The 26,597-nt window shown below is 65.8% G+C and carries 24 protein-coding genes; 15 read left to right on the top strand and 9 right to left on the bottom strand.

All coding sequences use genetic code 11. The features are described 5' to 3' along the window. Positions 1-64: 64 nt before the first annotated feature. Positions 65-1,225, bottom strand: coding sequence for an acyltransferase (locus AAFG16_RS37835; RefSeq protein ID WP_342733564.1), 1,161 nt, complete (start codon positions 1,223-1,225; stop codon positions 65-67). Positions 1,226-1,518: 293 nt separating this feature from the next. Here AAFG16_RS37835 and AAFG16_RS37830 point away from each other — a divergent pair, with 293 nt between their 5' ends. Further along, positions 1,519-2,334 (top strand): response regulator transcription factor, encoded by an 816-nt coding sequence (locus AAFG16_RS37830; RefSeq protein WP_342733562.1) that lies wholly within the window; start codon positions 1,519-1,521, stop codon positions 2,332-2,334. A gap of 119 nt (positions 2,335-2,453) precedes the next feature. On the opposite strand, the gene AAFG16_RS37825 is transcribed toward AAFG16_RS37830, so the two are convergent. Together AAFG16_RS37825 and AAFG16_RS37820 are read right to left on the bottom strand one after the other, a co-directional pair. After that, positions 2,454-2,951 (bottom strand): transglycosylase SLT domain-containing protein, encoded by a 498-nt coding sequence (locus tag AAFG16_RS37825; protein ID WP_342733560.1) that lies wholly within the window; start codon positions 2,949-2,951, stop codon positions 2,454-2,456. Between the two features lie 371 nt (positions 2,952-3,322). After that, a complete protein-coding gene (locus AAFG16_RS37820) occupies positions 3,323-4,441 on the bottom strand; it encodes an alpha/beta hydrolase (RefSeq protein WP_342733558.1) in 1,119 nt (372 codons plus the stop codon). A gap of 240 nt (positions 4,442-4,681) precedes the next feature. Between AAFG16_RS37820 and pgm the strand changes: the two genes are divergently transcribed. The 4 genes from pgm to AAFG16_RS37800 all read left to right on the top strand — a co-directional run bounded on the left by pgm (position 4,682) and on the right by AAFG16_RS37800 (position 9,432). Beyond that, on the top strand, positions 4,682-6,328 hold the full coding sequence (pgm, locus tag AAFG16_RS37815; RefSeq protein ID WP_342733556.1) for a phosphoglucomutase (alpha-D-glucose-1,6-bisphosphate-dependent): 1,647 nt from the start codon (positions 4,682-4,684) through the stop codon (positions 6,326-6,328). A 295-nt stretch (positions 6,329-6,623) separates the two neighbouring features. Beyond that, complete coding sequence (locus AAFG16_RS37810; protein WP_342733554.1) at positions 6,624-7,673, top strand: aromatic ring-hydroxylating dioxygenase subunit alpha; 1,050 nt, start codon at positions 6,624-6,626, stop codon at positions 7,671-7,673. A 5-nt stretch (positions 7,674-7,678) separates the two neighbouring features. Beyond that, a complete protein-coding gene (locus AAFG16_RS37805) occupies positions 7,679-8,440 on the top strand; it encodes a GntR family transcriptional regulator (RefSeq protein WP_283081411.1) in 762 nt (253 codons plus the stop codon). 11 nt (positions 8,441-8,451) lie between these two features. Further along, complete coding sequence (locus AAFG16_RS37800) at positions 8,452-9,432, top strand: PDR/VanB family oxidoreductase (protein ID WP_342733552.1); 981 nt, start codon at positions 8,452-8,454, stop codon at positions 9,430-9,432. A gap of 112 nt (positions 9,433-9,544) precedes the next feature. Here the strand turns inward: AAFG16_RS37800 and AAFG16_RS37795 are convergent, their stop codons facing one another. Both AAFG16_RS37795 and AAFG16_RS37790 read right to left on the bottom strand, forming a co-directional pair. Beyond that, positions 9,545-11,506: an EAL domain-containing protein gene (locus AAFG16_RS37795; protein ID WP_342733550.1), complete on the bottom strand. Its 1,962-nt coding sequence runs from the start codon at positions 11,504-11,506 to the stop codon at positions 9,545-9,547. A 480-nt stretch (positions 11,507-11,986) separates the two neighbouring features. After that, positions 11,987-12,352 (bottom strand): nuclear transport factor 2 family protein, encoded by a 366-nt coding sequence (locus AAFG16_RS37790; RefSeq protein ID WP_342733548.1) that lies wholly within the window; start codon positions 12,350-12,352, stop codon positions 11,987-11,989. A gap of 351 nt (positions 12,353-12,703) precedes the next feature. Between AAFG16_RS37790 and AAFG16_RS37785 the strand changes: the two genes are divergently transcribed. After that, positions 12,704-13,294, top strand: coding sequence for a helix-turn-helix domain-containing protein (locus tag AAFG16_RS37785; protein ID WP_342733546.1), 591 nt, complete (start codon positions 12,704-12,706; stop codon positions 13,292-13,294). A 111-nt stretch (positions 13,295-13,405) separates the two neighbouring features. Next, complete coding sequence (hemC, locus tag AAFG16_RS37780; RefSeq protein WP_342733544.1) at positions 13,406-14,386, top strand: hydroxymethylbilane synthase; 981 nt, start codon at positions 13,406-13,408, stop codon at positions 14,384-14,386. Positions 14,387-14,663: 277 nt separating this feature from the next. Here the strand turns inward: hemC and hemE are convergent, their stop codons facing one another. Beyond that, on the bottom strand, positions 14,664-15,698 hold the full coding sequence (hemE, locus tag AAFG16_RS37775) for a uroporphyrinogen decarboxylase (protein WP_342733542.1): 1,035 nt from the start codon (positions 15,696-15,698) through the stop codon (positions 14,664-14,666). A gap of 106 nt (positions 15,699-15,804) precedes the next feature. Between hemE and AAFG16_RS37770 the strand changes: the two genes are divergently transcribed. Together AAFG16_RS37770 and AAFG16_RS37765 are read left to right on the top strand one after the other, a co-directional pair. Next, positions 15,805-16,020, top strand: a complete 216-nt coding sequence (locus tag AAFG16_RS37770) for a hypothetical protein (RefSeq protein ID WP_283081403.1) — start codon at positions 15,805-15,807, stop codon at positions 16,018-16,020. A 173-nt stretch (positions 16,021-16,193) separates the two neighbouring features. After that, positions 16,194-18,095, top strand: coding sequence for a diguanylate cyclase (locus tag AAFG16_RS37765; protein WP_342733540.1), 1,902 nt, complete (start codon positions 16,194-16,196; stop codon positions 18,093-18,095). Between the two features lie 6 nt (positions 18,096-18,101). Here AAFG16_RS37765 and AAFG16_RS37760 read toward each other — a convergent pair whose 3' ends face one another. Beyond that, a complete protein-coding gene (locus AAFG16_RS37760; RefSeq protein WP_231164371.1) occupies positions 18,102-18,272 on the bottom strand; it encodes a SlyX family protein in 171 nt (56 codons plus the stop codon). Between the two features lie 37 nt (positions 18,273-18,309). Next, positions 18,310-19,077, bottom strand: coding sequence for a rhodanese-related sulfurtransferase (locus AAFG16_RS37755; protein WP_342733538.1), 768 nt, complete (start codon positions 19,075-19,077; stop codon positions 18,310-18,312). Between the two features lie 197 nt (positions 19,078-19,274). Here AAFG16_RS37755 and ggt point away from each other — a divergent pair, with 197 nt between their 5' ends. The 5 genes from ggt to AAFG16_RS37730 all read left to right on the top strand — a co-directional run bounded on the left by ggt (position 19,275) and on the right by AAFG16_RS37730 (position 25,482). Next, the gene (ggt, locus tag AAFG16_RS37750) at positions 19,275-20,861 is read left to right on the top strand and encodes a gamma-glutamyltransferase (RefSeq protein ID WP_342733536.1); all 1,587 of its coding nucleotides are present in this window, start codon (positions 19,275-19,277) and stop codon (positions 20,859-20,861) included. Positions 20,862-21,026: 165 nt separating this feature from the next. Further along, the gene (locus tag AAFG16_RS37745; RefSeq protein ID WP_283081398.1) at positions 21,027-21,641 is read left to right on the top strand and encodes a (2Fe-2S)-binding protein; all 615 of its coding nucleotides are present in this window, start codon (positions 21,027-21,029) and stop codon (positions 21,639-21,641) included. A gap of 4 nt (positions 21,642-21,645) precedes the next feature. Next, positions 21,646-22,662, top strand: coding sequence for a xanthine dehydrogenase family protein subunit M (locus AAFG16_RS37740; RefSeq protein ID WP_342733534.1), 1,017 nt, complete (start codon positions 21,646-21,648; stop codon positions 22,660-22,662). Between the two features lie 2 nt (positions 22,663-22,664). Continuing rightward, positions 22,665-24,956 carry a xanthine dehydrogenase family protein molybdopterin-binding subunit gene (locus tag AAFG16_RS37735; RefSeq protein ID WP_342733532.1) on the top strand — a complete coding sequence of 764 codons (2,292 nt, stop codon included), beginning with the start codon at positions 22,665-22,667 and terminating at the stop codon, positions 24,954-24,956. Positions 24,957-25,017: 61 nt separating this feature from the next. Next, entirely contained in the window at positions 25,018-25,482 is a 465-nt protein-coding gene (locus AAFG16_RS37730) for an FKBP-type peptidyl-prolyl cis-trans isomerase (protein ID WP_235539987.1), read from the top strand. A 170-nt stretch (positions 25,483-25,652) separates the two neighbouring features. Here AAFG16_RS37730 and AAFG16_RS37725 read toward each other — a convergent pair whose 3' ends face one another. After that, positions 25,653-25,871 carry a CsbD family protein gene (locus tag AAFG16_RS37725; protein ID WP_283081395.1) on the bottom strand — a complete coding sequence of 73 codons (219 nt, stop codon included), beginning with the start codon at positions 25,869-25,871 and terminating at the stop codon, positions 25,653-25,655. A 127-nt stretch (positions 25,872-25,998) separates the two neighbouring features. On the opposite strand from AAFG16_RS37725, the gene AAFG16_RS37720 reads away from it, so the two are divergent. Next, a complete protein-coding gene (locus AAFG16_RS37720) occupies positions 25,999-26,511 on the top strand; it encodes a cupin domain-containing protein (RefSeq protein WP_342733529.1) in 513 nt (170 codons plus the stop codon). The last annotated feature ends 86 nt before the right edge of the window (positions 26,512-26,597 follow it).

Genomic DNA, 26,597 nt, shown 5'->3' with positions numbered 1-26,597 from the left:
GAGCGCACAGTAGATAGGAAGGCTGCGGCGAGGCAAGCCGCATCAGATCGCGAAGGGAATGCGTTCAGCGCACACCGGTTGCAGTGGCGGCGACGACAGGGCGGATGGCCGGGCGGGCGGACGCCGATGAGGTCAGACGCTGCGCCAGGTCCTGCGTGTGCCGCTCGACCAGATGCCAGGTCGCGCGCGCGAGGAGATAGCTGAGCGCGATGGTGACGACGTAAGTCATCAGCAGCGAGGCCAGCCCGTCCGCGAGCGGCCAAACCCGGTGTAGAGCGTAGATCACCGCGAAGTGCGACAGATACATCGAATAGGAGTTGCGACCGAGCGCCTCGATCGGTGACCAGTGCACCGCGAAACGGATGCAGCCGGCCACCATCGCGCCGAGCACGAGGTTGATGATCAGGTAGTTGAATTCGTGCGCGCCGGTCGCGCCATTGGCGAAGAAGGACAGCACGACGAAGACGATGAAGATCGCGGCGTCGGATCTGGTGAAGCCGTCGCGCAGCGAGAAGAACAGCGCACAGCCGGTCAGGAAGACCGGCAACTGGTTCAGGAAGCTAAGGTGCAGCGTGCCCCAGACGAAGGAGTCGCGGCCGGGTCCGTAATAGGCCGAGAACAGTTCGAGGGCCCACGGCTTGAACAGGCAGACATTGACGAGGTGCAGCAGAAGCGCGAGCGCGAGATAGAGACGGCGGCGCGATCCGAACGCGGTGATCAGAAGCGGGAAGACGAGATAGAACGTCATCTCCGCCGCGATCGACCAGTCGCCCGGCACGACGCTGTTGACGCTATCGGGCCAGAAGCCGTGCAGGAACGTCGCGGTCAGGATCACCTGGAGCGGCCCGATTCCGTCGGGCGCGGTGTCGCGCGGCCCCGTGCCGTAGAGAGCAAGGTAGGCCGGAATCGCGAGCCAGAACAGCGGCGCGATGCGCAAGGCACGCCGAATGTAGAATTTGCGTGTCGGGCTCGTTTCGCCGGCGCGCTGCGTCCACATCAGGCACATCGTCATCGCGCTGACGAAGTAGAACACATTGACGCCGGTCCAGCCGCACATGAAGGCGTAGTCGATGGCGTGGATGTTCGATGGAAATGATTGCGAGACGTGGATCGCGATCACGCCGAGGATGGCGAGGCCGCGCAGGAAGTCGAGTGTATGAGAACGATTGAGGGGCGTTGCGCCTCGTTCGATTCGACCGGCAGCCAACCGGGCCTGCCCCTGCATAACGCCTGCTCCGTATTTCGCACCTGCAAGCGGAGACAATAGAGGCGCGGCCGGCCTTTCCGAAGCCGAAGGCTGTCTTTACGTTAACCAGGGGTTGCATCCGGAGCCGAAACGACCCGATCGGCGCTCGAGCTGACTGACCCCGCTGCGCGCCAACCAGGCCAGCGGGACTGTGCGCGGAATGAGAATTGTGGGCCAATTCATACTTAATACTTCAAGACCATGACCAATATTGTTTGGGCGCGACAACACGCCTAGTATTCCAGCAGGCAATTCGGGGGCTCGAACCAATTGTGAATGTACGTTCACAGGACGGCGCGCTGCGCGACGACTTGAATTTTCAGGCCGGGCCGCAAGCACACAGGACATCCAAGATCGTGACTGATTCCGCACTTCAGGAATTGCGTCCGGCTGGCCGCGAGCGGCTGATCGTCGTCGAAGACGATCCGGTGACGCGGACGATGCTGGTCGGTTATTTCAGCGAGAATAATTTCGACGTGGTCGGGGCCGGCTCCTGCGCGGAGTGCCGCCAGGCGCTGCGCGCGCGCACCGATATCGTCTTCCTCGACGTGCAGCTGCCCGACGGGGACGGCTTCGAGCTCGCCAAGGAGATCCAGGCGACCAGCAACGCGGGCATCATCTTCGTCACCCGCCGCGACACCGACGTCGATCGAATCCTCGGCCTCGAGATCGCCGGCGACCATTATGTCACCAAGCCGATCAATCTGCGCGACCTCCTCGCGCGCGCGCGCAGCGTGTTGCGGCGGCGCTCGATCGATCGCAAGGCGGCGCGCAACCACAACTCGATCGCCTTCGGCGACTGGATCATCGACCTGACGCGGCGCGAGCTGCTCGGCAGCGACGGCAAGCCGGTGGCGCTGACGCGCGCCGAATTCGACCTGCTCGCCGCGCTGGTCGGCGCCGACGGCAGGCCGCTCAGCCGTGACTATCTGATCGAGGTCGTCAGCAACCGCCAGGCCGAGGTCGACATCCGCACCGTCGATGCGCTGGTGGCGCGGCTGCGCCGCAAGCTGGTCGGCAGCGGCACGCCCGTGATCGCGACCGTCACCGGCGTCGGCTACAAGCTCGCGCTCAGCGAGCGGCTCTAAAGCATGATCCGGAAAAGTGCGCAGCGGTTTTCCGAAAAGATCATGCTCAAACAGCAACCTAAAGCGCGATGACGATTCATCCTAATCTCATCGCGCTGTAGGACACAGGGGGCATCGCGTCAGCGCGATGCGACCCATCTCCACTTTGCCTCGATCCGCGCCTTGATGAGGCTGACCCTCGCTTCATGCGCGGCCCAATAGGCGCGGCTGGCAGCGGCCGTGCCCTGACGGTAACGCGCATAGACGTCCTTGGGACGCGTCGGCGCCTTCGGCGCTTGCGCTATCTTTGCTGTCTTTGCCGCTGCTGGAGCCGAATCCGGCGCAGTCACCGCCGGAGCCCGATCGAGAGCCACAGCGCCGGCTTCCAGAGCCGCCGAGTTCATCGTGACGAGACGGTTGTGGGCGCGGTTGCAATAGACCTGCGAGCGCGCGGTCATCGTCTCCTCGCCATGACCTGCCCGATATTTCATCAGGGCGCGGCAGAGATCGCCGCCCGCCAGGCGCCATGCGCGGGCGAGATAAAGCACGCCGTAGTGGATGTTGATATCCGGCTCTGCGAGCTCCGTCGTGTTGCCGCGGAACCCGAGCATCGCCGCGGTCTCGGGCCGCACCTGCATGAGGCCGATTTCGCCCGACGCTGCCGATCACGGCCGAATTGTATCCGCTTTCGACGAACACGACGGCCTCTGCGATATCGGCGGGCAGGCCGGTCTTCGCGGTTTCCCGCTCGATGATCTTGCGGATTTCGGCACGGGATGACGGCGTTTCGCCGGCGCCAAGCTCCGTCATGCTCTCCGACGCCGCCGGCACCGTACGCGGCTCGTCCGGCGTGCCGTCCTTGGCATGCGCGCAGATCGGAACCGACAAAAGCAGGGCGACGGCAGCGTGTCTCCACGTCGCGGTGAGATTGAAGCGCACCCGATCCCTCATCATGGGGCCTGTCATAGGGCTTCGAAGTTAACAAACGGGCTTCGGGCGGGAAGGTCCCTTATCGCGCGCGGGCGCTCTGATCGGTGACCGGAGCGAGGCGGTCATCGACCGCATAGAGCGTGCAGGTGGGCGACCATTTCATGCAGGCGGCGAGGGAGTCGCGCTGGGCGTCGTCGACGGTCGCGCGTCCCGCCCGCCAGCCGTAACCGCCATTCGGCGACACCGCGAAAGCCTTGTGCGGCATCGTAGAGGCGAGATAGCGCGCGAACTCGGCGAGCGCGGCCTCGTTGAGCCGGCTCGGCGGCGGCAGCGGATCGGGCAGGCTCAGGATGTCATGGCCGAGCCCGTGCTCGCGCAGGAAGGCGTCGAGATACGGCGTCCATTGCGGGCGGCCCACGACCGAATAGAGATAATGGCCGTCGTCCCCATAAGGCGGCGCCACGATGAACTTCGCGTTGCCGCCACCAGCGCGAAACCCGTCATGGAAGCGGCGCGCGAGATCGGGACCGAAGAAGGAATCGTTGGTCGCGTAAACCCACAGCATCGGCACGCGCGAGGTTTTGCCGAACGTGGCAAAAGCCTGCACCAGCCCATCGGGATTGCAGACCTCGTCGTCGTCGCGCGAGCCGCGGCCGCCAGCAAAGCTGATCGCGGCGACGAGGCCGGGCGGCGCCTGCGCGGTCAGCGCGACGGTGGCGAGCCCGCCGGCGGAATGACCGGCCGCGATCATGCCTGACGTCGTGACGTCGCTCCTGCGCGCCATCGCATCGATCGCGGCACGCAAATCCGCCACCGCGACCGCCGCCGCCGGCAGATAGGCCGCGTTGGCGCAACCGCCGACGCTGTCGACGCGCCCGCCGGGCGAGGTGCCGTAGCCGCGCCGCATCACGATCAGCGCGGCATAGCCGCGCCGGGCATATTCGAGCGCGATGCCGTAATATTTGTGCGCCGACATCGTGGCGCGGTCGTCGAAGCTGCGCGGCGAGCCGTGACTGAGCAGCGCGAGCGGATAGCGCTTCGTCCCCGCCGGGCGGACCAGGAAGGCCTCCAGCCCTTGCGATCCGGTCTCGGCCATGGGGATGCGCAGGTCTTCCGTATAAAACTCCGCGGCGTGCGCCGGCGCGCCGGCCAGGAGGAGGCCGGTGATCAGCAGGAGCGCCTTGCGAAAAACAGCCATGGGACGATTCGAACGGTCGCGATGGGGTGGACCATAGCATGATCCAGGGGACGCGCAGGCAGCCCTCCGCCCGTCATTCCGGGCTCGCGCTTCGCGCGCCCCGGAATGACGGATGAAGGAATAACGGCTGATGCCCGCCTCAGGAACGCCTCACCCGTCGCGTGTGTTGTGGTTTGGCGGACACCGGGCCGATGCTATGGTATCCCGCAATCTCTGTGACGACAGGACGAGGATATTTCAGTGGCTGATGTCAATCCCGCGGCGGGCAAGCTGGTCTCGCCGGACGCGCTCACCAACATTCCGCGGCTGGTGACGGCCTATTTCGCCGGCAAGCCCGATGCCGCCGATCCTGCGCAGCGGGTGGCGTTCGGGACGTCAGGCCATCGCGGCACCTCGTTCAAGAACAGCTTCAATGAGGGCCATATCCTCGCGACCACGCAGGCCATCTGCGACTACAGGAACGAAAAGGGGCTGACCGGCCCGCTCTTCATCGGCATCGACACCCACGCGCTGGCCGAGCCGGCGCTCGCAAGCGCGGTGGAGGTGTTTGCGGCCAACGGCGTCGACATCATGATCGACAAGGACGGCGGCTATACGCCGACGCCCGTCATCTCGCACGCGATCCTCACTTACAACAAGGGCCGCACCTCGGGCCTTGCCGACGGCGTCGTCGTCACGCCCTCGCACAATCCGCCCGAAGACGGCGGCTACAAATACAATCCGCCGCATGGCGGCCCGGCCGATACGGACGCGACCTCCGTGATCGAGAAGCGCGCCAATGCCTATCTCGCCGATGGCCTCAAGGGCGTGAAGCGCATCGACTACGCCAAGGCGAAGAGGTCGGCGAACGTGCACGCCTACGACTTCATCACGCTTTACGTTGCCGATCTCGGCAATGTCGTCGACCTCGATCTCGTCAAATCCGCCGGCATCAATATCGGCATCGATCCGCTCGGCGGCGCCGCCGTGCATTACTGGCATCCGATCATCGAGCGCTACGGCCTGAAGGCGACGGTCGTGAACGAGGCGATCGATCCGACCTTCCGCTTCATGACGGTGGACTGGGACGGCAAGATCCGCATGGACTGCTCCTCGCCTTACGCGATGGCGAGCCTGATCGCGATGCGCGACCGCTTCGATGTCGCGTTTGCCAACGACACCGACGCCGACCGTCACGGCATCGTCACGCGCAGCGGCGGGTTGATGAACCCGAACCATTATCTCGCGACCGCGATCTCCTACCTGTTCGCGCACCGGCCGAACTGGGGCAAGGATGCCGCGATCGGCAAGACCGTGGTGTCGAGCTCGATCATCGACCGTGTCGCCAAGAAGCTCGGCCGCAAGCTGGTGGAGACGCCGGTCGGCTTCAAATGGTTCGTCGATGGCCTCGTCAGCGGCAGCTTCGGCTTCGGCGGCGAGGAGAGTGCAGGGGCCTCGTTCCTGCGCCGCGACGGCACGGTGTGGACCACCGACAAGGACGGCGTCATCCTCGGCCTGCTCGCCGCGGAGATCATGGCCAAGACCGGCCGCGACCCGAGCCAGCTGTTCGGCGACCTCACCGCCGAGCTAGGGGTGCCGCATTATGCGCGCATCGACGTCGCCGCCACCGTGCCGCAGAAGAACATCCTGAAATCCGTGACGCCCGAGCAGCTCGGCCTGAAGGACCTCGCCGGCGATCCGGTCCGCTCGACGCTGAGCAAGGCGCCCGGCAACGGCCAGCCCTTCGGCGGCATCAAGGTCGAGACCGATTTCGGCTGGTTCGCCGCAAGGCCGTCCGGCACCGAGGACGTCTACAAGATCTACGCCGAGAGCTTTAGGAGCACCGAGCACCTGAAGCGGATTCAGGAGGAAGCCCAGGCTGGGCTGAAGAGGGTGTTCGGGGCGTAGGACGCACGAGGCCTGGGTCGCTCTCGTGGCGCCCCTCCACGGGCGGACCCGCCGTTTCGACCGGTGTCATCACCCGCGAAGGCGGGTGATCCAGTACTCCGCGGCGGAAGTTGCGTGAAATCCAATGTTGGCCACGGAGTACTGGATTCCCCGCCTTCGCGGGGAATGACTCGAGGCTATATCTGTATACATAGTTGTCGATTGAGGTAATTAGGTAAGCAATTTTGGCCTTGAACGATTCTGTGCACCCGCTATTGTATACATAACGCATACATAAGCCTCGGGAGCCGCGCCCATGACAAAACCCTTCCCCATGAACGCCTGGTACGCCGCCGCCTGGGACGCGGAGGTGAAGCCGGCGCTGTTGCCGCGGACGATCTGCGGCAAGCATGTCGTGATGTATCGCAAGGCGGACGGCTCAGTGGCCGCGCTGGAGGATGCCTGCTGGCACCGCCTGGTGCCGCTGTCCAAGGGGCGGCTCGAAGGCGACACCGTCGTCTGCGGCTATCACGGCCTGAAATACAACGCGCAGGGCCGCTGCACCTTCATGCCCTCGCAGGAGACCATCAACCCATCGGCCTGCGTGCGCGCCTATCCCGTGGTCGAGCGCCATCGCTACATCTGGCTCTGGATGGGCGACCCGGCGCTGGCCGATCCTGCGCTCGTCCCCGACATGCACTGGAACCACGATCCGGCCTGGGCCGGCGACGGCAAGACCATCCGTGTCAACTGCGACTACCGCCTGGTGCTCGACAATCTCATGGACCTCACCCACGAGACGTTCGTGCACGGCTCCTCCATCGGCAACGACGCGGTGGCGGAAGCGCCGTTCGACGTCACCCATGGTGAGAAGACGGTCACGGTGACGCGCTGGATGCGCGGCATCGAGGCGCCGCCGTTCTGGGCCAAACAACTCGGCAAGCCCGGCCTCGTCGACCGCTGGCAGATCATCCGTTTCGAAGCGCCATGCACGATCGCGATCGACGTCGGTGTCGCGCCAACAGGCACCGGCGCGCCCGAAGGCGACCGCTCGCAGGGCGTCAACGGTTTCGTGCTCAACACCATCACGCCCGAGACCGAGAAGACCTGTCACTACTTCTGGGCCTTCGTGCGCAACTATCGTCTCGATGAGCAGCGCATCACCACCGAGATCCGCGAAGGCGTCTCCGGCATCTTCCGCGAGGACGAGCTGATCCTCGAGGCGCAGCAGCGCGCGATGGACGAGAATCCCGATCGCATCTTCTACAACCTCAACATCGACGCCGGCGCGATGTGGTCGCGCAAGCTGATCGACAAGATGGTGGCGAAGGAAAATCCGCCGACGCACCTTCAGGCCGCGGAGTAGGCCAGGTGAAGGCAGCTCCCGAGCGCGAGGTCGACCGCTCCGTCTCGCAGACCGTGAAGGCGCAGCTCGCGCTGCGCGACCAGATCCTGTCAGGGGCCTTGCGCCCCGGCGAGCGCATCTCCGAGCTTCAGGCGGTGGAGACGACCGGCGCCTCGCGCACCCCGGTGCGCATGGCGCTGGTGCGGCTGGAGGAGGAGGGGCTGCTGGAAGCGATCCCGTCCGGCGGCTTCATGGTGAAGGCGTTTTCGGAGCGCGACATTTCCGACTCCATCGAGCTGCGCGGCACGCTGGAAGGCCTCGCCGCACGCTTCGCTGCCGAGCGCGGCGTTTCCGCGCGCGAGCTCGAGCCGCTGAAGGAATGCCTGGCCGCGATCGACGAATTGCTGCGCCAGGTGCCGATCTCGATCGAAGCCTTTTCGTCCTACGTCACGCTGAACGCGCGCTTCCACGCGCTGCTCACCGAATTGTCGCGCAGCCCGCCGCTGATCCGCCAGATCGACCGCGCCTCGGCGCTGCCGTTTGCTTCGCCAAGCGGGTTCGTGATGGCGCAATCGGCATTGGCCGAAGCGCAGCAGATCCTGATCATCGCACAGGAGCACCACCGCGTCGTGATCGACGCCATCGAGAACCGCGAGGGCGCGCGCGCCGAAGCCGTGATGCGCGAGCACGCTCGGCTCGCGGTGCGCAATCTGCGGCTCGCGCTGCGCAACCGCACCCATCTCGACCTCTTGCCGGCGCTCGCGCTGATCAAGACCGCAACCGACTGAGGGCAGTCACCATGCGCTTCATCGAAACCTGGCTTCCGGCAACGCTCGTTGAGACGCGCGATCTCGCCCCCGGCATCCGCGAATTTCTGATCCGCCCCGATCAGTTTGATGGCAGCGCCTATCCGGTCGGCAGCCACATCAATGTCAGCGTGACCATCGACGGCCTGCCGGAGACGCGGTCCTATTCGCTGGTCGGCGAAGCCACATCGCGGGGCTTCAAGATCGCGGTGCGCCGCGCCGAGGATTCCCGCGGCGGGTCGCGCTACATGTGGTCCCTGCAGCCCGGCGCGCGGCTCGACATCACGCAGCCCGCCTCGCTGCTCGCGGTCGACTGGGCGCGACAAAATTATTGCCTGATCGCCGGCGGCATCGGCATCACGCCGATCCTCGGCGCCGCGCAGGCACTGGCGCGGCGCGGGGCCGATGTCACGCTGCACTACGCCGTGCGCTCGCGCGGCGAGGCCGCCTATCTCGACGATCTCGCCGCGATGCTCGGCGATCGCCTGGTCGTGCATGCCAGCGACGAAGGCAAGCGGCTCGATCTCGACGCGCTGTTCGCGTCATTGCCGCAAGGCGCGCTCGCGCTGTTCTGCGGCCCGATGCGGATGCTGGATGCCGCGCGCCATGGCTGGATCGGCGCCGGCCACCCGCTGCCCGATCTCCGCTACGAGACCTTCGGCTCCAGCGGCACGCTGCCGACCGAAACTTTCCGCGTGCGCCTGAAGGGCACCGATGTCGAGCTTGAGATTCCGCGCGAGCGATCGATGCTCGACGTGCTCAACGCCAGCGGCCACGACGTCATGTACGACTGCAAGCGCGGCGAATGCGGCCTCTGCGCCATCGACGTCGTCGCCGTCGACGGTGAGATCGACCACCGCGACGTCTTCTTCAGCGATCACCAGAAGCAAAGCAACCAGAAGATCTGCGCCTGCGTTTCGCGGGCGAGGGGCACCATCACCGTGGACACGCTGCTGAGGGCGGATGCGGTCTGAGGTGAAACCGTCATGCCCGGGCTTGTCCCGGGCATCCACGTGTTTCGTGTCGTGTGGTTAGGCGTGGATGGCCGGAACAAGCCCGGCCATGACGCCGCGGAGGCTTTGATACCTACGCCGCAAACGTCGCCCGAAGCTTCTTCGTCTCCAGCAGCGCCATCACCCCGTCGGCCGGCACCGGCCGGCTGATCAGATAGCCCTGGACCTCGTCGCAGCCGATCTGCCTGAGATATTCGAGCTGGTCCGCGGTCTCGACGCCCTCCGCGACCACGCCGATGCGCAAGTCCCGCGCGAGCGAGACCACGGATTTCACGATCGCGGCGCAGTCGGGCTGCACCAGCACGTCGCGGATGAACGACTGGTCGATCTTGATCCGGCTGAACGGCAGCTTGCGCAAATAGGTGAGCGAGGAGAAGCCGGTGCCGAAATCGTCCAGCGCCACGGTGATGCCGAGCTCGAGCAGCGCGTTCAGGATCGACGCGGCCGAGCCGTATTTCGACAGCAGCATCGATTCCGTGATCTCGATCTCCAGCCGGTGCGGGGCGACCTTGGCATCCGCCAGCGCCTGCACGATGGTCTGGAGAATGCTCGTGTTGTGAAACTGCGCCGCCGAAAAATTCACGGCGACGCGGATGTCCTCGGGCCAGTCCGCCAGCGTCGCGCAGGCGCGGCGGATCACCCATTCGCCGATCTCGTGGATCAGCCCGGTCTCCTCGGCGATCGGGATGAACTCGCTCGGCGGCACGAGACCACGCGAGGGATGCTGCCAGCGCAGCAGCGCCTCGAAGCCGGTGATGCGGTTCGCATCGAGATCGAGGAACGGCTGGAAGGCGAGGAACAGCTCGTTTCGCCCGACGGCGCCTGCGAGGTCCGATTGCAGAGCCTTGCGCTCGCGCGATGAGCGGTCGTCGCTGGCCTCGAAGAAGCAGACCGTACCGGGGCCGGCCTTCTTGGCGCGGTAGAGCGCGGTGTCGGCATTCTTCATGATGTCGAGCGCCGCACCGCCATCGCGCGGCGCCAGCACGATGCCGACGCTGGTCGCGCCGACGAACTGGCGGCCCTCGATCTGGAAGGGCTCGGTGAAGGCGGCGACGAAGCGCTCGGCGATCTCGAGCGCGTCCTCGGGGCGCGCCAGATTGGCCATCAGCAGCGCGAACTCGTCGCCGCCGATGCGTGCGACGTGCTCGGCGGCGCGTGTGCAGCGTTGCAAGCGGCTTGCGACCTGGACCAGGAATTCGTCGCCGGCGGGATGGCCGAACTGGTCGTTGACCTCCTTGAAGCGGTCGAGGTCGAGCAGCAGCACCGCGAACTCCTCGCCGGACAGAGCGAGGCGCTTCAGCGCGGCATCGAGCGTCTCGCTGAAGGCGACGCGGTTGGGCAGCTGGGTCAGCGGGTCCTGCCGCACCGTGCGCTCGGCCTCGATCTGCCGCATCACGCGCCGCGCGAAGGCGAACGAATTCACGAACACGCCGCGCAGCAGCACGCTGCCATAGACCACGACGAGAAAGGCGATCAGCAGGAAGGCGAGGTCGCCGTTCCGCCCGAGGCAAATGGCGATCCCGACGAAGATAGGCGCGGTGAAAGCGATGGCCGCGATCGGAATCGTGGCGAAGGCCAGCGCGCCGCCGGCGAGCATGCCCGAGCAAAGACAGGTGATGACGAGCTGGCCGCCGGTCGAGGCGTTGGCGAAGAAGGCGACCGGGACAATGCCCCAGGCGGTGCCGAGCACGAAGGCGTTGCGCACCAGCCGGTGGATCGCCCGACGCGAGACGAATTGCGGTTTCGTGATACGGCGCGCGGCGCGGGATTGCAGGCCGAATGCGATCGCGGCGCCGGCGACAACGACGGCCCAGATCAGGGCAGGGATACGGTCCGGCGACTGCCACAGCGCGATCGCCAGCACGACGGCGTTGCAGGCATTGGCGAGCATGATGCCGACGGAATAGCCGAGCACCAGCGACATTTGTTCCGCGCGGATATGGCCGGCCACGGCTTCGTCGGTTGCAGGACCGCCAAAGGCCGACAGATCGCCGGCAAACAGCCGCGCGAAATAGCTGGTCGTTTGAGTCCGCATTCCAGAGCCTAGCAGCATGAGCCCTTTGTCCGGCTCGATCCGGAGAATTCGCCATAAAGATTTGACGAACTATGAATTATCCACGCTTGCTGCGGCCGGCGTGATCACTTCTAAGTGGCAAAGATCGCGTATCGATAACAAATCGATACAAATGCACGGCCCCCGCGTTACGGCTGTAGCGGAGGGGGCGATCTTCGCCACGGTCTCCACTGTAATGCCCCGCCTAGCGCGCAATTGCGCACGGGGGCGGCGATGACACCGATGTCAGGAAGGCGTGTCTAGCACTACAGTCAGACCACGCCTTGTTCGTCGAGGAATCGCATGAGCGCATCGGTCTGCTGCGAGCCCACGAAGGCACCGATGTAACCGTCGGGCCGCACCAGCACCCAATCTCCTGATGACACGGCATATGCGCTGCGGAAGTCCTCGCTTCCGTCGATGAGCTCTGCATCCGGGCCGATGCACGAGAGCCGCGGCCCGTCACCGCCCCAGCTGCTTGGGGTCGTAGTAGAACCGCTCCTCGATCAGCTCATCGCCGCGCCAGGTCTGCCAGGCGATCTCTTCCAGCGTGCGCGTGATGCCTTCGGCATTGGTGAAGCTGAAGATCCAGCGCGAGGCGACATTGTCGCCCTGGATCAGGCTCGGCCCGACGCGGACGGCCTTGACCTCCTTGAAAGCGGCCAGCACGCCGCGCTCCTTCGCTGCCAGCTTGTCCCGCCCGACCGTCGGGGCCGCGTTGTTCTCGTAAGTGGCGGCATCGGGCGTGTAGAATTGCTCGATCGCCCCGACGAAATCTCCATCCTCCAGCCGCTGCGCAAAGGCTTCGACGACATCACGGCTCGGCATGGCACACCTCACGACTAAAACCGACTGATGGTCGGTAAATACCGACCGACAGTCGAAAAGTCAACTGGTGACCCGCGGAGAATTCGATTACAGCCAGATGAGTGAGAGACGCAGCTGGCGCTCCAGCGACGGTGCGTTCCCTCCCCCTTGCGGGGGAGGGCTAGGGAGAGGGGTAGCCCAGCAAAGAGCGCCAGTTGTCGAAGATGCACTCAGGCGGGCGTGTCCTCGATGGAATCCCCGTGTGGTACCCCTCTCCCTGCCCCTCCCCCGCAAGGGGGGAGGGAACGGAGAGACCGCCGCTGATCGCCGGACTCACTTCGACTTCAACCCATCACGCAATAGACGAGACCCATGGCAAAACAGGCGGAGCGGCGGGCGGCGACGACGGAGGCGATCCTGGCGGTAGCGCGCCGGCTGTTCGGAACGCACGGCTTTGCCGCCACCACCATGGACGAGATTGCGGAGGGCGCCGGCATCGCCAAGGGCGCGGTCTATCATCACTTCAGGACCAAGGAGGCGGTGTTCGAGGCGGTGTTCGACCTGGTCTCGCGCGATCTCGTCGCCGAGATCGATAGTGCCGCGCGCGCCGAGAAGGACGTGCTCGCCGCGATGGTGGCCGGCACCCAGCATTATTTTGCCGCGACCGCCAAGGGGCCGACCGGCCAGATCATCTTGCGCGACGGCCCGGCCGTGCTCGGCTGGGAGCGCTGGCGCGAAATCGACGCGCAGCATTTTGGCGGCAAGATGCCGCGCGCACTCTCCGCCGCGATGGAGGGCGGCCTGATCGCACGCCAGCCGGTCGAGCCGCTGGCGCGCCTGCTGCTCGGCGCGGTGACGGAGGCCGCGGTCGCCTGCGCCGGGCGCGCCGACATCGCAAGGGCGGGCGCGGAATATGCCCGTGCGTTCCGATCGCTGGTCGAGGCGCTGCGTCTCTCCGCATGATTGTGCTAATGTTCGCCGCGAGCGCAGCAGCCATCTACCATCCGGCCTGAACCTGTCGTATGGGCAATGACGCGCTCGCGCACGCGACACGCGTCCTGGATGGAGAACGGCTTGGCTATTCGACTACGGATCGGTACCCGCAAGAGCGCGATGGCGCTGGCGCAGACGGAAGAGATTGCGCGCCGCCTGACCGCCGCCATGCCCGATCTCGATGTCGAGATCGTCAAGTTCGACACCACGGGTGATCTCGACCAGACCAGCAAGCTGCTGCCGCATGGCGGCAAGGGCGGTGCCTTCGTGGCGCAGATCCGCGCCGCCGTGCTGTCAGGGGAACTCCAGGCCGCGATGCATTCGCTGAAGGACATGCCGGGCAATGAAGACACGCCGGGCCTCGTCATCGGCGCCACGCTGTCGCGGGATCCGCCCGCCGATGCGCTGGTGGTGCGCGAGGGCGTGACGCTGGACGCACTGCGCCAGTCCCGCGGCAAGGGCTTTAAAATTGGCACCAACGCCGTCCGGCGCGCAGCCTATGCGCGACGGTTGTTTCCCGATGTCGAGGTGATCCACTTCCGCGGCGCCGCCGATACGCGCGTGCGAAAGCTCGACAATGGCGAGAAACAGCGCCTGCCGGATGGCGGTGCCGTTGGACCCGCGGACGCGCTGATTATGGCGCGCTCGGGTCTCGACCGCGTCGGTCTTGCGCATCGCATCGCCTACGAGTTCACCGCGGCGGAGATGCTGCCCGCGGCGGGGCAGGGCATCGTCGCGGTCGAATGCGCCGCGCAGGACTGGCAGACGAGACAAATTCTGTCATCGATCGACGATCCCGCTGCGCACGCCTCTGCTGATGCCGAGCGCGAGGTGCTGTGGGTGCTCAACGGCCACTGCAATTCGCCGGTCGCGGGCTTCTCGACCATCGCAGGCGATCAGATGTCGCTGACCGCCTCTGTGCTCGACCTCTCCGGCAACACCATCATCGAAGCCTCGCACACGGGCCCCGCCAACCGCCCGCGTGAGCTCGGCCGTGCGGTGGGTCTCGATCTCTTGGCAAAGGGTGCGGCGGAGATCATCGAGCGCAGCCGGCCGCAATGACGAGGGGGCAGCGCTGTGATGATGCCATCATGCACCTGTTTTGCCCGACGGGTCAAGCAGGATTTCGGATTATAGGAATTCGCAAGGAAGTCCAACTGCTTCCCTACTGTGCATGGGGTTGTTTTCACGATTCTCGTTTGAGCCGCCCACAAGAGGCCGTCATGCCCGGGCTTGTCCCGGGCATCCACGTTCTTGGTACCGAGTGGTTAGGCGTGGATGGCTGGGACAGGCCCGGCTATGACGATGTGGAAGGGTCGGCGCCCTAAGCACCCGCCATTTACCCCCGCACCCGCCTGATCATCTGCTCGACATGGGCGATCGGCGTCTCCGGCTGGATGCCGTGGCCGAGATTGAAGATCAGCCGCCCTTGCGCAAAGTTCGCCAGCACGTTGTCGACGGCGCGGTCGAGCGCGGCCCCGCCTGAGATCAGCACCAGCGGATCGAGATTGCCCTGCACAGCGACACGGCTCTGCACGCGCTCGCGGATGAAGGCCGGCTCCGCGGTCCAATCGATGCTGACGGCGTTGACGCCGGTCGCCTCGACGTAACCAGGCAATTGCGCAGCAGCGCCGCGGGGAAAGCCGATGATCTTCGCATCCGGCACCTTTGCGCGCACGCCCGCGACGATGCGCCGCGTCGGCTCGGTCGACCAGCGCGCGAACTCGGCCGGCGGCAGCACGCCGGCCCAGGTGTCGAAGATCTGCAACGCGTCGGCGCCGGCTTCGAGCTGCTTCAGCAGATATGCGATCGAGCTCTCGACGAGCACGTCGATGATCTTCGCAAACGCTTCCGGATGCCGGTAGGCCATCATCCGAGCCGGCGCCTGGTCGGGCGTGCCGTGGCCCGCGACCATGTAGGTCGCAACCGTCCACGGCGCGCCGCAGAAGCCGATCAGCGCGGTCTTTGCATCGAGCGCGCCGCGCACGAGCTTGAGCGCCTCGAACACCGGCGTGAGCTTGCCGAGGTCTGCGTGTGCGGCGAGCGTTGCGACTTTCGCCGGATCATCCAGCGGCTCGAGCCGCGGACCTTCGCCGACCTCAAAGCGCACCGAGCGGCCGAGCGCGTAGGGGATGACGAGGATGTCGGAGAAGATGATCGCCGCATCGAAGCCGAACCTGCGGATCGGTTGCAGCGTCACTTCGGCGGCAAGCTCAGGGTTGAAGCAGAGATCGAGGAAGCCGCCGGCCTTGGCGCGCACCTCGCGGTATTCCGGCAAGTAACGGCCGGCCTGCCGCATCATCCACATCGGCGGGATGGCTTGGCGGTGGCCGGAGAGGACGTCGATGAAAGGTTTCGTCGCAGGCTGGGTCACGAATGGTCCTGAAGCATGTTATCGCCCCTGATACACCGCCGCGGCCCCCAACGGAACAGGGGAACCAGCGCAATCGGGCCGCGTTGACCAGCCAACGGAGGAGATCATGGCTGAGACATTCAATCCCGCGCCGCACGACAAGCACGCCGACGATCTGCGCGAGGCGCTCGTCGCCGACCGTCACGCCAAGCTCGACACCGGGCTCGAGGATACCTTCCCGGCATCCGATCCCGTCAGCGCCGCCCAGCCGACGCCTTCGAAGGCCGACGCGGACGCCGACAATCCCTCGCTCTGGGACAAGGTTAAGGCGATCTTCAGCTAGCGGGGAGGGGCGCCGGATTCCGATAGGTTCGCTAATGTCTTGTTAGCGATGCATCGATCCCGGCGTCCGTACGACTACGGGAAACCGGGGGTATGGCGGCGTATTCCGCCAATCGTTTCAGAGTTCAATAACAGAAGCGGCAGAGGTTCCCGGCGATCGGAGATCTCTGCCGCATGAACGCCGTTGCCCAAAGAGCCGGATGGAGCCGCCTGCCGCTGCGCGCGGCGGCTTTCGTCGTGCTCACTTGCGCGACCATCCTCGGCGTCAGCGGCTGGCGCGAATGGGCCGCGCGCGATGCGGTGCTCAAGGGCGCCGAGACCGAGATGGCGAATGTCGCGCGCTCGCTGACCCAGCATGCCGAGGACAGTCTCGATCTCCTGGATTCCGGCGTCGTCGGCGTCGTCAGCCGACTGGAGATGGATGGCACCGAGCCGGCCACGATCGCCAAGCTCAGAAGCCTCCTGGAGGCGCGCAAGAAGGCGATGGAGCGCGTCCATAGCCTCGCCATCAGCGACGACCAAGGCAACTGGCTGACTTCGCCCGGCACGATCTCCTCGACGCTCAGCGACGATGCGTTCTTCCGCCATCATCAGCTCTCGCCGAAGCGTGAGCCCTTTGTCGGCCATCCCGTGAAGAGCCAGCTCGACGGCGAATGGGTCGTGACCGTGTCGCGCCGCTTCAACAAGCCGGACGGCAGCTTTGGTGGCGTCGTGCTCGCGACCATCAGCTCGCGCTATCTGTCGCACTTCTACGAGCAGTTCGAGATCGGCCGCAACAGCTCCGTGGCCTTGATGCATGGCGACGGCACGATCATCGCGCGCAACCCGCACAACGAAAAGTTCGTCGGCCGCAGTGTCGGTGACACCCCGCTGTTCCGCGACGCCAGTCTGCAACGGCCGGCCGGCGCCTATCATTTCAAATCGCCGTTGGACGGCGCCGACCGCGTCAGCTTCTTCAAGCGCAGCGGGCGCTATCCGCTCGTCCTGCTCGCGACGGTCGACAAGGACGAGCTGCTGGCGCCCTGGCGCGCGGCGGCGATCTCCCGCATGCTCTACGTGCTCGCGCTGGTCATGCTGATCGCGATCATCGGCGCGGTGCTGGTGCGGCAGTTGCAGCGGGGCCAGAGCATGGCCGCCGCCCTGGTCGAGAAGGAAGCCCATTTCCGTCTGCTCGCCGAAGGCTCCAGCGACATGGTCACCAGCATCGGGCTCGACGAGCGGCTGCGCTACGTCTCTCCGTCCTCGATCCGTGTCGTCGGCTGGCGCGCCAACCAGCTGATCGGAACGCCGGCGCTCGCGGGCATCCATGCGGACGACCTGGCGCAGGTTCAGGCCCTCGTCGATGCCATGAAGCGCGGCGAGAAGGAGGAGGCGCGGGTCACCTATCGCAACTCGCACCGCAAGACAGGCGAGGTCTGGCTCGAATCGACCATGCGGGTGACGCGCAGGGACAATGGCCGCGTCGACGGCGTGGTCGCGATATCGCGCGACATCACCGAGCAGAAGAAGCTGGAGACCCGGCTCGAGACCCTCGCGATCGAGGACAGCCTCACCGGGCTCGCCAATCGCCGCCGCTTCGACGAGCGGCTCGGCGACGAATGGGCGCGCGCCTATCGCGACCGCTCCAGCCTCGCGCTGCTGATGATCGACGTCGATCACTTCAAGGCCTACAACGACGAATACGGCCATCCCGCCGGGGACGCCTGCCTGCGCGTGGTGGCGCAGCTCATCGCCGCCGAGATGAAGCGCCCCGGCGATCTCGCTGCGCGCTACGGCGGCGAAGAATTCGCCATGTTGCTGCCGAACACCGATGCCGCTGGCTGCGCCCGCATCGGCGAGCGGATCAGGAAAGCCATTCGCGAGGCGGGCCTCGTCCACAGCGCCAATCGCAGCTCTGGTCGCGTCACCGCTTCGGTCGGCGGCGCCGCCTGCCGTCCGGCGCTGGAGCGCACCGCCGGCGTCGGCACCCTCGTCGAGGCGGCCGATCAGGCGCTCTATGCCGCGAAGGAGGCCGGGCGCGACCGGTTGATGATGTCGGTCGAGGTGGCGAACCTGCCCAAGGCCGCCGGCGAGTAGGATCGCTCAATAATGCGGCGGGCGCTCGTTGGCGGGGCCGGGCGCGTTGGCTTCGGCCTCCTGAAGCCGCTCGCCGAGCTCTGCGACCTTCCGCGTCAGCGCGTCGATCTGCTTCCACTGCGCAGTGATGGTCTGGTTCAGCGTTTCGATGGTGTCGTCCTGATAGGCGATGCGCATCTCCAGCGCGTCGATGCGCTCGCCCAGATTTTTGATCTCATTCGTCACGTGTGACGTCCTTGTCCCGTTGGCGCAGACCCAATTCTTTCAAGCCATGGCCGAGCGCGACGCGCTCGTCGAACACGAAGCACTCGCCGCGCCAGCGGCTCTGCGCCTCCGGCACCTCTTCCAGGTATTTCAAGATGCCGCCCTTGAGGTGATAGACCTCGGCAAAGCCGCGCGCGAGCAGATGCGCGCTCGCCTTCTCACAGCGGATGCCGCCAGTGCAGAACATCGCGATGCGCCGGTGCTTTGCGGGATCGAGCTGCTCCGCGGCAAAATCCTTGAACTGGCCGAAGCTCCTGATGCCGGGATCGACCGCGCCCTCGAACGTGCCCATCGCCACCTCGAACGCATTGCGGGTGTCGAGCACCAGCGTGTCGGGCGCCGCGATCAGCGCGTTCCATTCGTTCGCATCGACATAGATGCCGACCTGCCGGGTCGGATCGGCGGCCGCATCGCCAAGCGTGACGATCTCCTTCTTCAGCCGCACCTTGAGCCGGCCGAACGGCATTGCGTCCGCAGTCGAGAATTTCAGTTCGAGATCGTCCAGCCGGCCGCCGAACATGGCGCCGTGGGCGAGTTCATGGACGAAGGCGTCGATCGCCTCGGGCGCGCCGGCAATCGTGCCGTTGATGCCTTCCTCCGCCAGCAGCACGCTGCCCTTCAGCGCAAGGCCGGTGCAGAACGCGCGCAGCGGCTCTCGCAGCTCGCGGTAATCGGGCAGGGCGGCGAATTGGTAGAAGGCGGCGACCTTGTGGATCATGGCGGCTCGTTTAGCAGGCGGCCGCCGCCCAGAAAACCCGCATGGCTGCGGGCGGCAGAAGGTCTATACGCCCAGCGGATGGCTGCCATTTCCGTGGTATGCCAGGATTGCCCGGATGGGCCGGAATGTGTCATGTAGGCCCGGTTTTTCCGATACGGCGCTACCCGCGCCAACCGCCTTAAGAGAGCAAGAATTCGATGAGAAACTTCCACTTCCCCGGCAGGTCCACGGTCCACGCCACCAACGCGATGGTGGCGACCTCGCATCCGCAGGCCTCGCTGGCTGCGATCGAGGTGCTGCGCGAGGGCGGCACGGCGGTGGACGCGGCGGTCGCGGGCTCGGCCATTCTCAGCGTGATCGAGCCGCAATCGACCGGTATCGGCGGCGACTGCTTTGCGCTGATCCAGCCGCGCGGCGAGGGCAAAATCATCGCCTATAACGGCTCCGGCCGTGCCCCGAAGGCGGCCAACGCCGACTGGTATCTCGAGCGCAAGATCAATTCCGTGCCGCTGACCTCGGCGCACGCGGTCTCGATCCCCGGCGTGATCGACTGCTTCGCGACCGTGCTGCGCGACCATGGCAAGTTCGGCTTCGACCGCCTGCTCCAGCCCGCGATCAAGGCGGCTGAGGAAGGTTACGTCGTTGCCCCCCGCATTGCCTTTGACTGGAAGAACCAGTTCGAGAAGCTCAAGGCCGGCACCAACACCGTGCGCTACCTGCTGCCGGGCGGCAAGCCGCCGGTGGCCGGCGACGTCATCCGCCAGGCCGAGCTCGGCAAGACCCTGCGCGCGATCGCCAGGGACGGCCGCGACGCCTTCTACAAGGGCGAGGTCGCCGAAGACATGGTCGAGACCCTGCGTTCGATCGGGGGCCTCCACACGCTCGAGGATTTCGCCGCGCACACCACCGAGACGACGACGCCGATCGGCACCACGTACAAGGGCCACGACGTCTGGCAGTGCCCGCCGAACGGTCCGGGCGTCACGGCGCTGTTGATGCTCAACATCCTGTCGCGCTTCGACCTGACCAAATACGCCCCCGTCAGCGTCGAGCGCTTCCATCTCGAGGCGGAAGCCGCGCGCATCGCCTACATGAACCGCGAGATGCATGTCGCCTCTCCCGAGCACATGAAGATCAACGTCGCCGAGATGCTCGCGAAGGGCTTTGCCGACGAGTATATCAGCAAGATCCGCATGGACGGCATGCTCGACCTGCCGAACGTCGCGCCGCCGATGAATCCCTCGACCATCTACATCACCGTGGTGGACAAGGACCGCAACGTCTGCTCGTTCATCAACTCGGTCGCGCATTCGTTCGGTTCGGCCATCGTCTCCAACAAGACCGGCGTCTTGTTCCAGAACCGCGCCGGCGGCTTCCGCATCCAGCCGGGCCACCCCAACTGCATCGAAGGCGGCAAGCGCCCGCTGCACACGATCATGCCGGGGCTGCTGACCAAGGGCGGCCGCTCCACGATGTCGTTCGCAGTGATGGGCGGCCAGTACCAGCCGACCGGCCAGACTCATCTGCTGACCAACGTCCTCGACTACGGCTGCGACGTTCAGGAGGCGATCGACATGCCGCGCGGCCTGCATTACGAGGGCCAGTACCAGCTCGAGGACAGCGTGCCGGCCGATATCGTCGAGGGCCTGAAGAAGCTCGGCCACAAGACCACCAGCGTGGTCGGCCCGCTCGGCGGAGCGCAAGCGATCTGGATCGATTGGGAGAAGGGAACGCTCACCGGCGGTTCCGATCCGCGCAAGGACGGCTGCGCGCTCGGCTATTGATCGCGCGCGGTTCCTCGCGAAGACATCAGAAAAAGTTGACGAAGGGCGGCACGGCATTGGCTGTGCCGCCCTTTCCCATTCGGAACGGAGCTCATGGCCCCAAGTTGGTTGGCGGTGAGCGGTGCAGGCGTGCGCTGCTTTGTTTTGAAGCGGCGGAGGCCGTCAATGCCCGACAATTCAGGTTCCCGATCATCCGGATTCGATCGCCGCGCCTTCATGGCGGGCGCTGCCGGCAGCGCCCTCATTCCGATCACCGCGCGCGCGGCTGCGCAGGATGCAGGCGCACCGTCCGCACAGGATCCGGCGCTGCCCGTCGATGTCACGCTGCACGTCAACGGCAAGGACAAGCGCCTTCGCATCGACGCTCGCACCACGGTGCTCGATGCGCTGCGCGAACATCTCAAGCTCACCGGCAGCAAGAAGGGCTGCGATCACGGTCAGTGCGGCGCCTGCACCGTGCTGATCAACGACCGCCGCGTGGTGTCGTGCCTGACGCTCGCGCTCGCCGCCGAAGGGCAGGAGATCACCACGATCGAGGGCCTCGCCACCGACGACCACCTGCATCCGATGCAGCAGGCCTTCGTCGACAACGACGCCTTCCAGTGCGGCTACTGCACGCCGGGGCAGATCATGTCGGCGATCGCCTGCGTGAAGGAGGGACATGCCGGAAGCGAAGCCGACATTCGCGAATACATGAGCGGCAACATCTGCCGCTGCGCCGCCTATCCCAACATCGTCGCGGCGGTGAAGCAGGCCGCGCCCGAAATCATGAAAGGCTAGGCACATGCGACCTTTCTCGTATCAGAGGGCGAGCGACCCCGATATGGCCGTGCAGGCGCTCAGCGCCGCCGCGGCCGCCAACAATCCGCTGACGCAGGCCATGGCGCAGCCGCTCGCCGGCGGCACCACGCTGATCGATCTGATGAAGCTCGACGTGATGCGGCCCGCCGCGATCATCGACATCAATCCGCTCGCGCGCGGCTGGTCGGCGATCGAGTTGGGCGGCGACAAGTTGCGGCTCGGCGCGCTCGCGAAGATGTCTGATGTGGCCGCGCATGACGGGATCCAGCGCGATTATCCGATCATCGCCGATTCCCTGAAGCTCGCCGCCAGTGCCCAGTTGCGCAATATGGCAACGCTCGGCGGCAACGTGATGCAGCGGACGCGGTGCAGCTATTTCCGCGATGTCTCCTACGAGAATTGCAACAAGCGCAACCCGGGCTCCGGCTGCGCCGCGATGGACGGCGTCAACCGCATGCATGCCGTGCTCGGCACCTCCGACCATTGTATCGCCACCTATCCCGGTGACTTCGCCCAGGCGCTGATCGCGCTGGATGCCACGGTCGAGATCACCGGCAGATCCGGCACGCGCAACATGCCGTTCGCGGAGTTGCACAAGGCGCCCGGCAACACGCCTGAGATCGAGACCACGCTTCAGCCCGGCGAGCTGATCTCGGCCTTTGTCATTCCCGGCCGCTGGCCGCGTTCGGTGTACCTCAAGGCGCGCGACCGGCAGTCCTATGAATTCGCGCTGTCCTCGGCGGCCGTCGCGCTCGACGTGCAGGGCGGCACGATCCATGACGCGCGCATTGCGCTCGGCGGCGTCGCGACCGTGCCCTGGCGGGCGCGCGAGGCCGAGGCGCTGCTCAAGGGCCAGAAGTTCGACGATGGGCTGGCGCAGCGTGTCGCGGATGCCGCTTTTGCCGACGCCAGAGGGCGCCAGCACAATAATTTCAAGATCGCGCTCGGCAAGCGCGTGGTGGCGCGTGCGCTCCAGCAGGCCGTAACGATGGAGATCTGACCATGACCGCTGCTGCTCCCGAGCCGAAGGCGAATATGGGCCAGCCCGTGCCGCGCTATGATGCGGCCGCAAAAGTCACGGGGCGCGCGACCTATGCGTCCGACATGCCGCTGGACAATCCGGCCCATGCTTTCCTGGTCACCAGCGCCATTGCCAAAGGCCGCATCGACGGCTTCGACCTCGACGATGCCAGGCGCGTCCGCGGCGTGATCGACATCGTCACGCACGAGAATGCTCCGAACTTGAAGGAGTCGAAACTCTTCAGCAATGGCGGCTATGCTGGCACGACGATCCAGCCGTTGAAGTCGGCCGACGTCGCGCATGACGGCCAGATCATCGCTGTCGTCATCGCGGACACCTATGAGGCCGCGCGCGAGGCTGCCAATCGCGTCAAGGTCAGCTACACGGCCGCTGCACCCAGCGCGACCTTCGACTCCCCGGGCACGACGACAGCCGCCGCGAAGGGGCAGAACTCGCAGTTCAAGGAAGACCCGAAGGTCGGCGACTTCGCCAAGGCGTTCGATGCGGCCGAGGTCAAGCTCACCGCGTCCTACGACACGCCGACGCAGCACCACAATCCGATGGAGCTGTTCACGACCAGCTGCGCCTGGATGGGCGACGACCTCGTCATCTATGAAGGCAGCCAGTATGTCTACGGCCTGAAGAACGGCGTCGCCGAGCAGCTCGGCATCGACGCCGACAAGGTGCGCGTGATCAATCCCTATGTCGGCGGCGGCTTCGGCTCGCGCGGCTCGATGACGCCGCGCACCGCAATCATCGCCAGCATTGCGAAGCGCCTGAACCGGCCGATCAAGCTCGTTGCCACCCGCGACCAGGGTTTTACCATCGCGACCTATCGCGCCGAGACGCGCCATGAGATCAAGCTTGGCGCCAGCCGCGACGGCAAGCTGACCGCGCTCAGGCACGAGGGCGCCGAGGTGTCCTCGCGTCCCGATCCCTATTGCGTCGGCGGCACCAAGACCACGACGCGGCTCTATGCCTGTCCGAACATTGACAGCCTGGTGTCGATCGTGCGCGCCGATCGCAACACGCCCGGCTTCATGCGCTCGCCGCCGGAGGTGCCGTATCTGTTCGCGCTGGAGAGCGCGATGGACGAGCTCGCGGTCAAACTCAACATGGATCCGGTCGAGCTTCGCCGGATCAACGACACCACCAACGAGCCGATCGAGGGCAAGCCCTACACGTCGCGCTCGCTGATGGCGTGCTTCGACGAGGCCGGCAAGGCGTTCGGCTGGCCGCGGCGATCGCCGGAGCCGAAGTCGATGGCGGAGGGCGACTGGCTGATCGGTTATGGCTGCGCCGCCACCTGCTATCCGACGCAGATGGCGCCGTCGGCCGCGCGCGTGCGCCTCCAGCGCGACGGCCGTACCAGGGTGGAGATTGCCGGCCACGAGATCGGCACCGGCGCTTACACGATCATCGCCCAAACCGCGTCCGAGCGGCTCGGCGTGCCCTTGGAGAAGGTCGCCGTCTTCATCGGCGATAGCGATCTGCCGCCGGCGCCGGTGGCCGGCGGCTCGAACTCGACCGCCAGCACCTGCTCGGCGGTGATGATGGTGTGCGACCAGATCCGTCAGCGGCTGTTCAAGGCGGTGATGCCGAATGCGAGCCTGACCGACAGAGCCAAGGAAACCATCGGCATGGGACAGACGCCGACGACGCAAGCCGCAAGGAGCGATCGTCCGCTCGATCTGGACAAGGCATTCGACGCGCTCGGTGTCGGTGTCGTCGAGGAATATGGCGAGTGGAAGCCGGAAGGCGCGCCGCTGGATTCCTTCAAGGCCATGCACAGCGGGCACGCGCGGCTCGTCGGCGGCCATCAGATGAAGGACAAGATTGCCTACGCCTTCGGTGCGGAGTTCGTCGAGGTCCGTGTCAACCGCTTCACGCACGAGATCCGCTGCCCCCGTCTGGTCGGCGCCTTCGCGGCCGGCCGCATCATGAATCCGCGCACGGCTCGCAGCCAGCTGATGGGCGGCCTGATCTGGGGCATGTCCTCGGCGCTGCTGGAGGCAACCGAGATCGACGAGCGCTATGCGCGCTATGTCAACGACAATCTCGCCGATTATCTCGTGCCGGTGAATGCGGACACACCAAGCGTCGAGGTGATCCTGCTCTCCGAGCAGGACGATCACATCAATCCCGCGGGCGCGAAGGGCCTCGGCGAGCTCGCCAATGTCGGCACCAACGCTGCGATCTGCAACGCGATCTATCACGCCACCGGCCAGCGCATCCGCAAGCTGCCGGTGCGGCTGGAAAATATCGAGGTCTAAAGGGGTGGAAACCCCGCGCGCCTTGCGCTAGACACCTTCCGCCTCACACGGAAGGTGTCTTATGCAGCGTTTTCAGCGCGCGCTTCTCGCCATCATGTCGGCACTCGCGATCACTGTGATCGGCGGCGTGTCGACATTCGTTTCCACCACGGCCTCGGCCCAGACCGCAGGAAAGACCATGACCACAGCTTCAGGTTTGCAAGTCACCGACAGCGTCGTCGGCACCGGCGCTTCGCCAAAACCCGGCCAGATCTGCGTGATGCATTACACCGGCTGGCTCTATGAAAACGGCCAGAAGGGCAAGAAATTCGACTCGTCCGTCGACCGCAACGAGCCGTTCGAATTCCCGATCGGCAAGGGCCGCGTCATCGCCGGCTGGGATGAGGGCGTTGCCACCATGAAGGTCGGCGGCAAGCGCACGCTGATCATCCCGCCGCAGCTCGGCTATGGGGCCCGCGGCGCTGGCGGCGTGATCCCGCCGAACGCGACGCTGATGTTCGACGTGGAATTGCTCGCGGTGAAATAACCGACGTCTCCACGTCGTCATGCCCGGGCTCGTCCCGGGCATCCACGATCTTCGTGCCGCGTGATCAAGACGTGGATGGCCGGGTCAAGCCCGGCCATGACGGATAGAGACGAGCACAAACAAAAAGACCGGCCTTGCGGCCGGTCTTTTTGCTTTCAACGCTGGTCGCGCTATTCCGCCGCGCGACGTGCCGCCGCAGCGGCGCGATCCATCGCGTCCTTTGCCGCGTCCTTGGCATCGCCCATGGCTTTCTGGCCCTTGCCCTTCACTTCCTGGACCGCGCCTTCGCCCTGCAGGCGATCGGAACCGGTGGCTTCCCCGATGCCCTGCTTGGCCTTGCCGATCGTCTCGTTGGCAGTGCCCTTGATCTTGTCCGTGGTGCTACCCATGAAACTCTCCTTCCGATTTGCTCGTGAGGGCAACGTCCCGCAGCTACGAGAGTTCCGATTTTGGTATGGCTTGCTGATGCGGCTTTAGGTAGTTTGCCGCGCACGGAACCAACAGAGAGCACGTCCCATGACCGGCCATGATCATTCGCATTCCCACCATGACCACGATCACGACGATCGCTGGAAACATGACGGCGTGCGCGTCATTCCCGGCAACCAGCTCGACACCAACGTGCCGTCAACGGCCGGCATGGACCGCGCGGCCGCGATCAATTTCGCGCGCGTCGGCGCGCAGAAATTGTGGGCGGGGACGGTCAGCATCAAGCCCGATGCCAAGACCGGCGCGCATCACCACGGCCATCTCGAAAGCGTCATCTACGTGGTGAAGGGCAAGGCGCGGATGCGCTGGGGCGAGACGCTGCAATTCACCGCCGAGGCCGGCCCAGGCGATTTCATTTTCGTGCCGCCCTACGTGCCGCACCAGGAGATCAACGCCAGCCCGGACGAAGTTCTGGAATGCGTGCTGGTGCGCAGCGACGGCGAGGCGGTCGCGATCAACCTCGACATCGAGCCGGTCGAGAAGCCCGAGACCGTGCTGTGGATCGACCCGGTGCACCGGGATCCCAACGAGAAGAAGTGAGGACCGCCCGCCTGGGGCGGTGCGGTCACCTCTAACGCGGCGGCAAAAAAATTCCGGAAGCGATGTCGGCTGGCCGGCGGGCCATC

It is taken from the genome of Bradyrhizobium sp. B117 (assembly GCF_038969555.1).
Lineage (GTDB): Bacteria > Pseudomonadota > Alphaproteobacteria > Rhizobiales > Xanthobacteraceae > Bradyrhizobium.
Note: the sequence above shows the minus strand (reverse complement) of the source record. Positions and strands in the feature narration are given on the sequence as shown.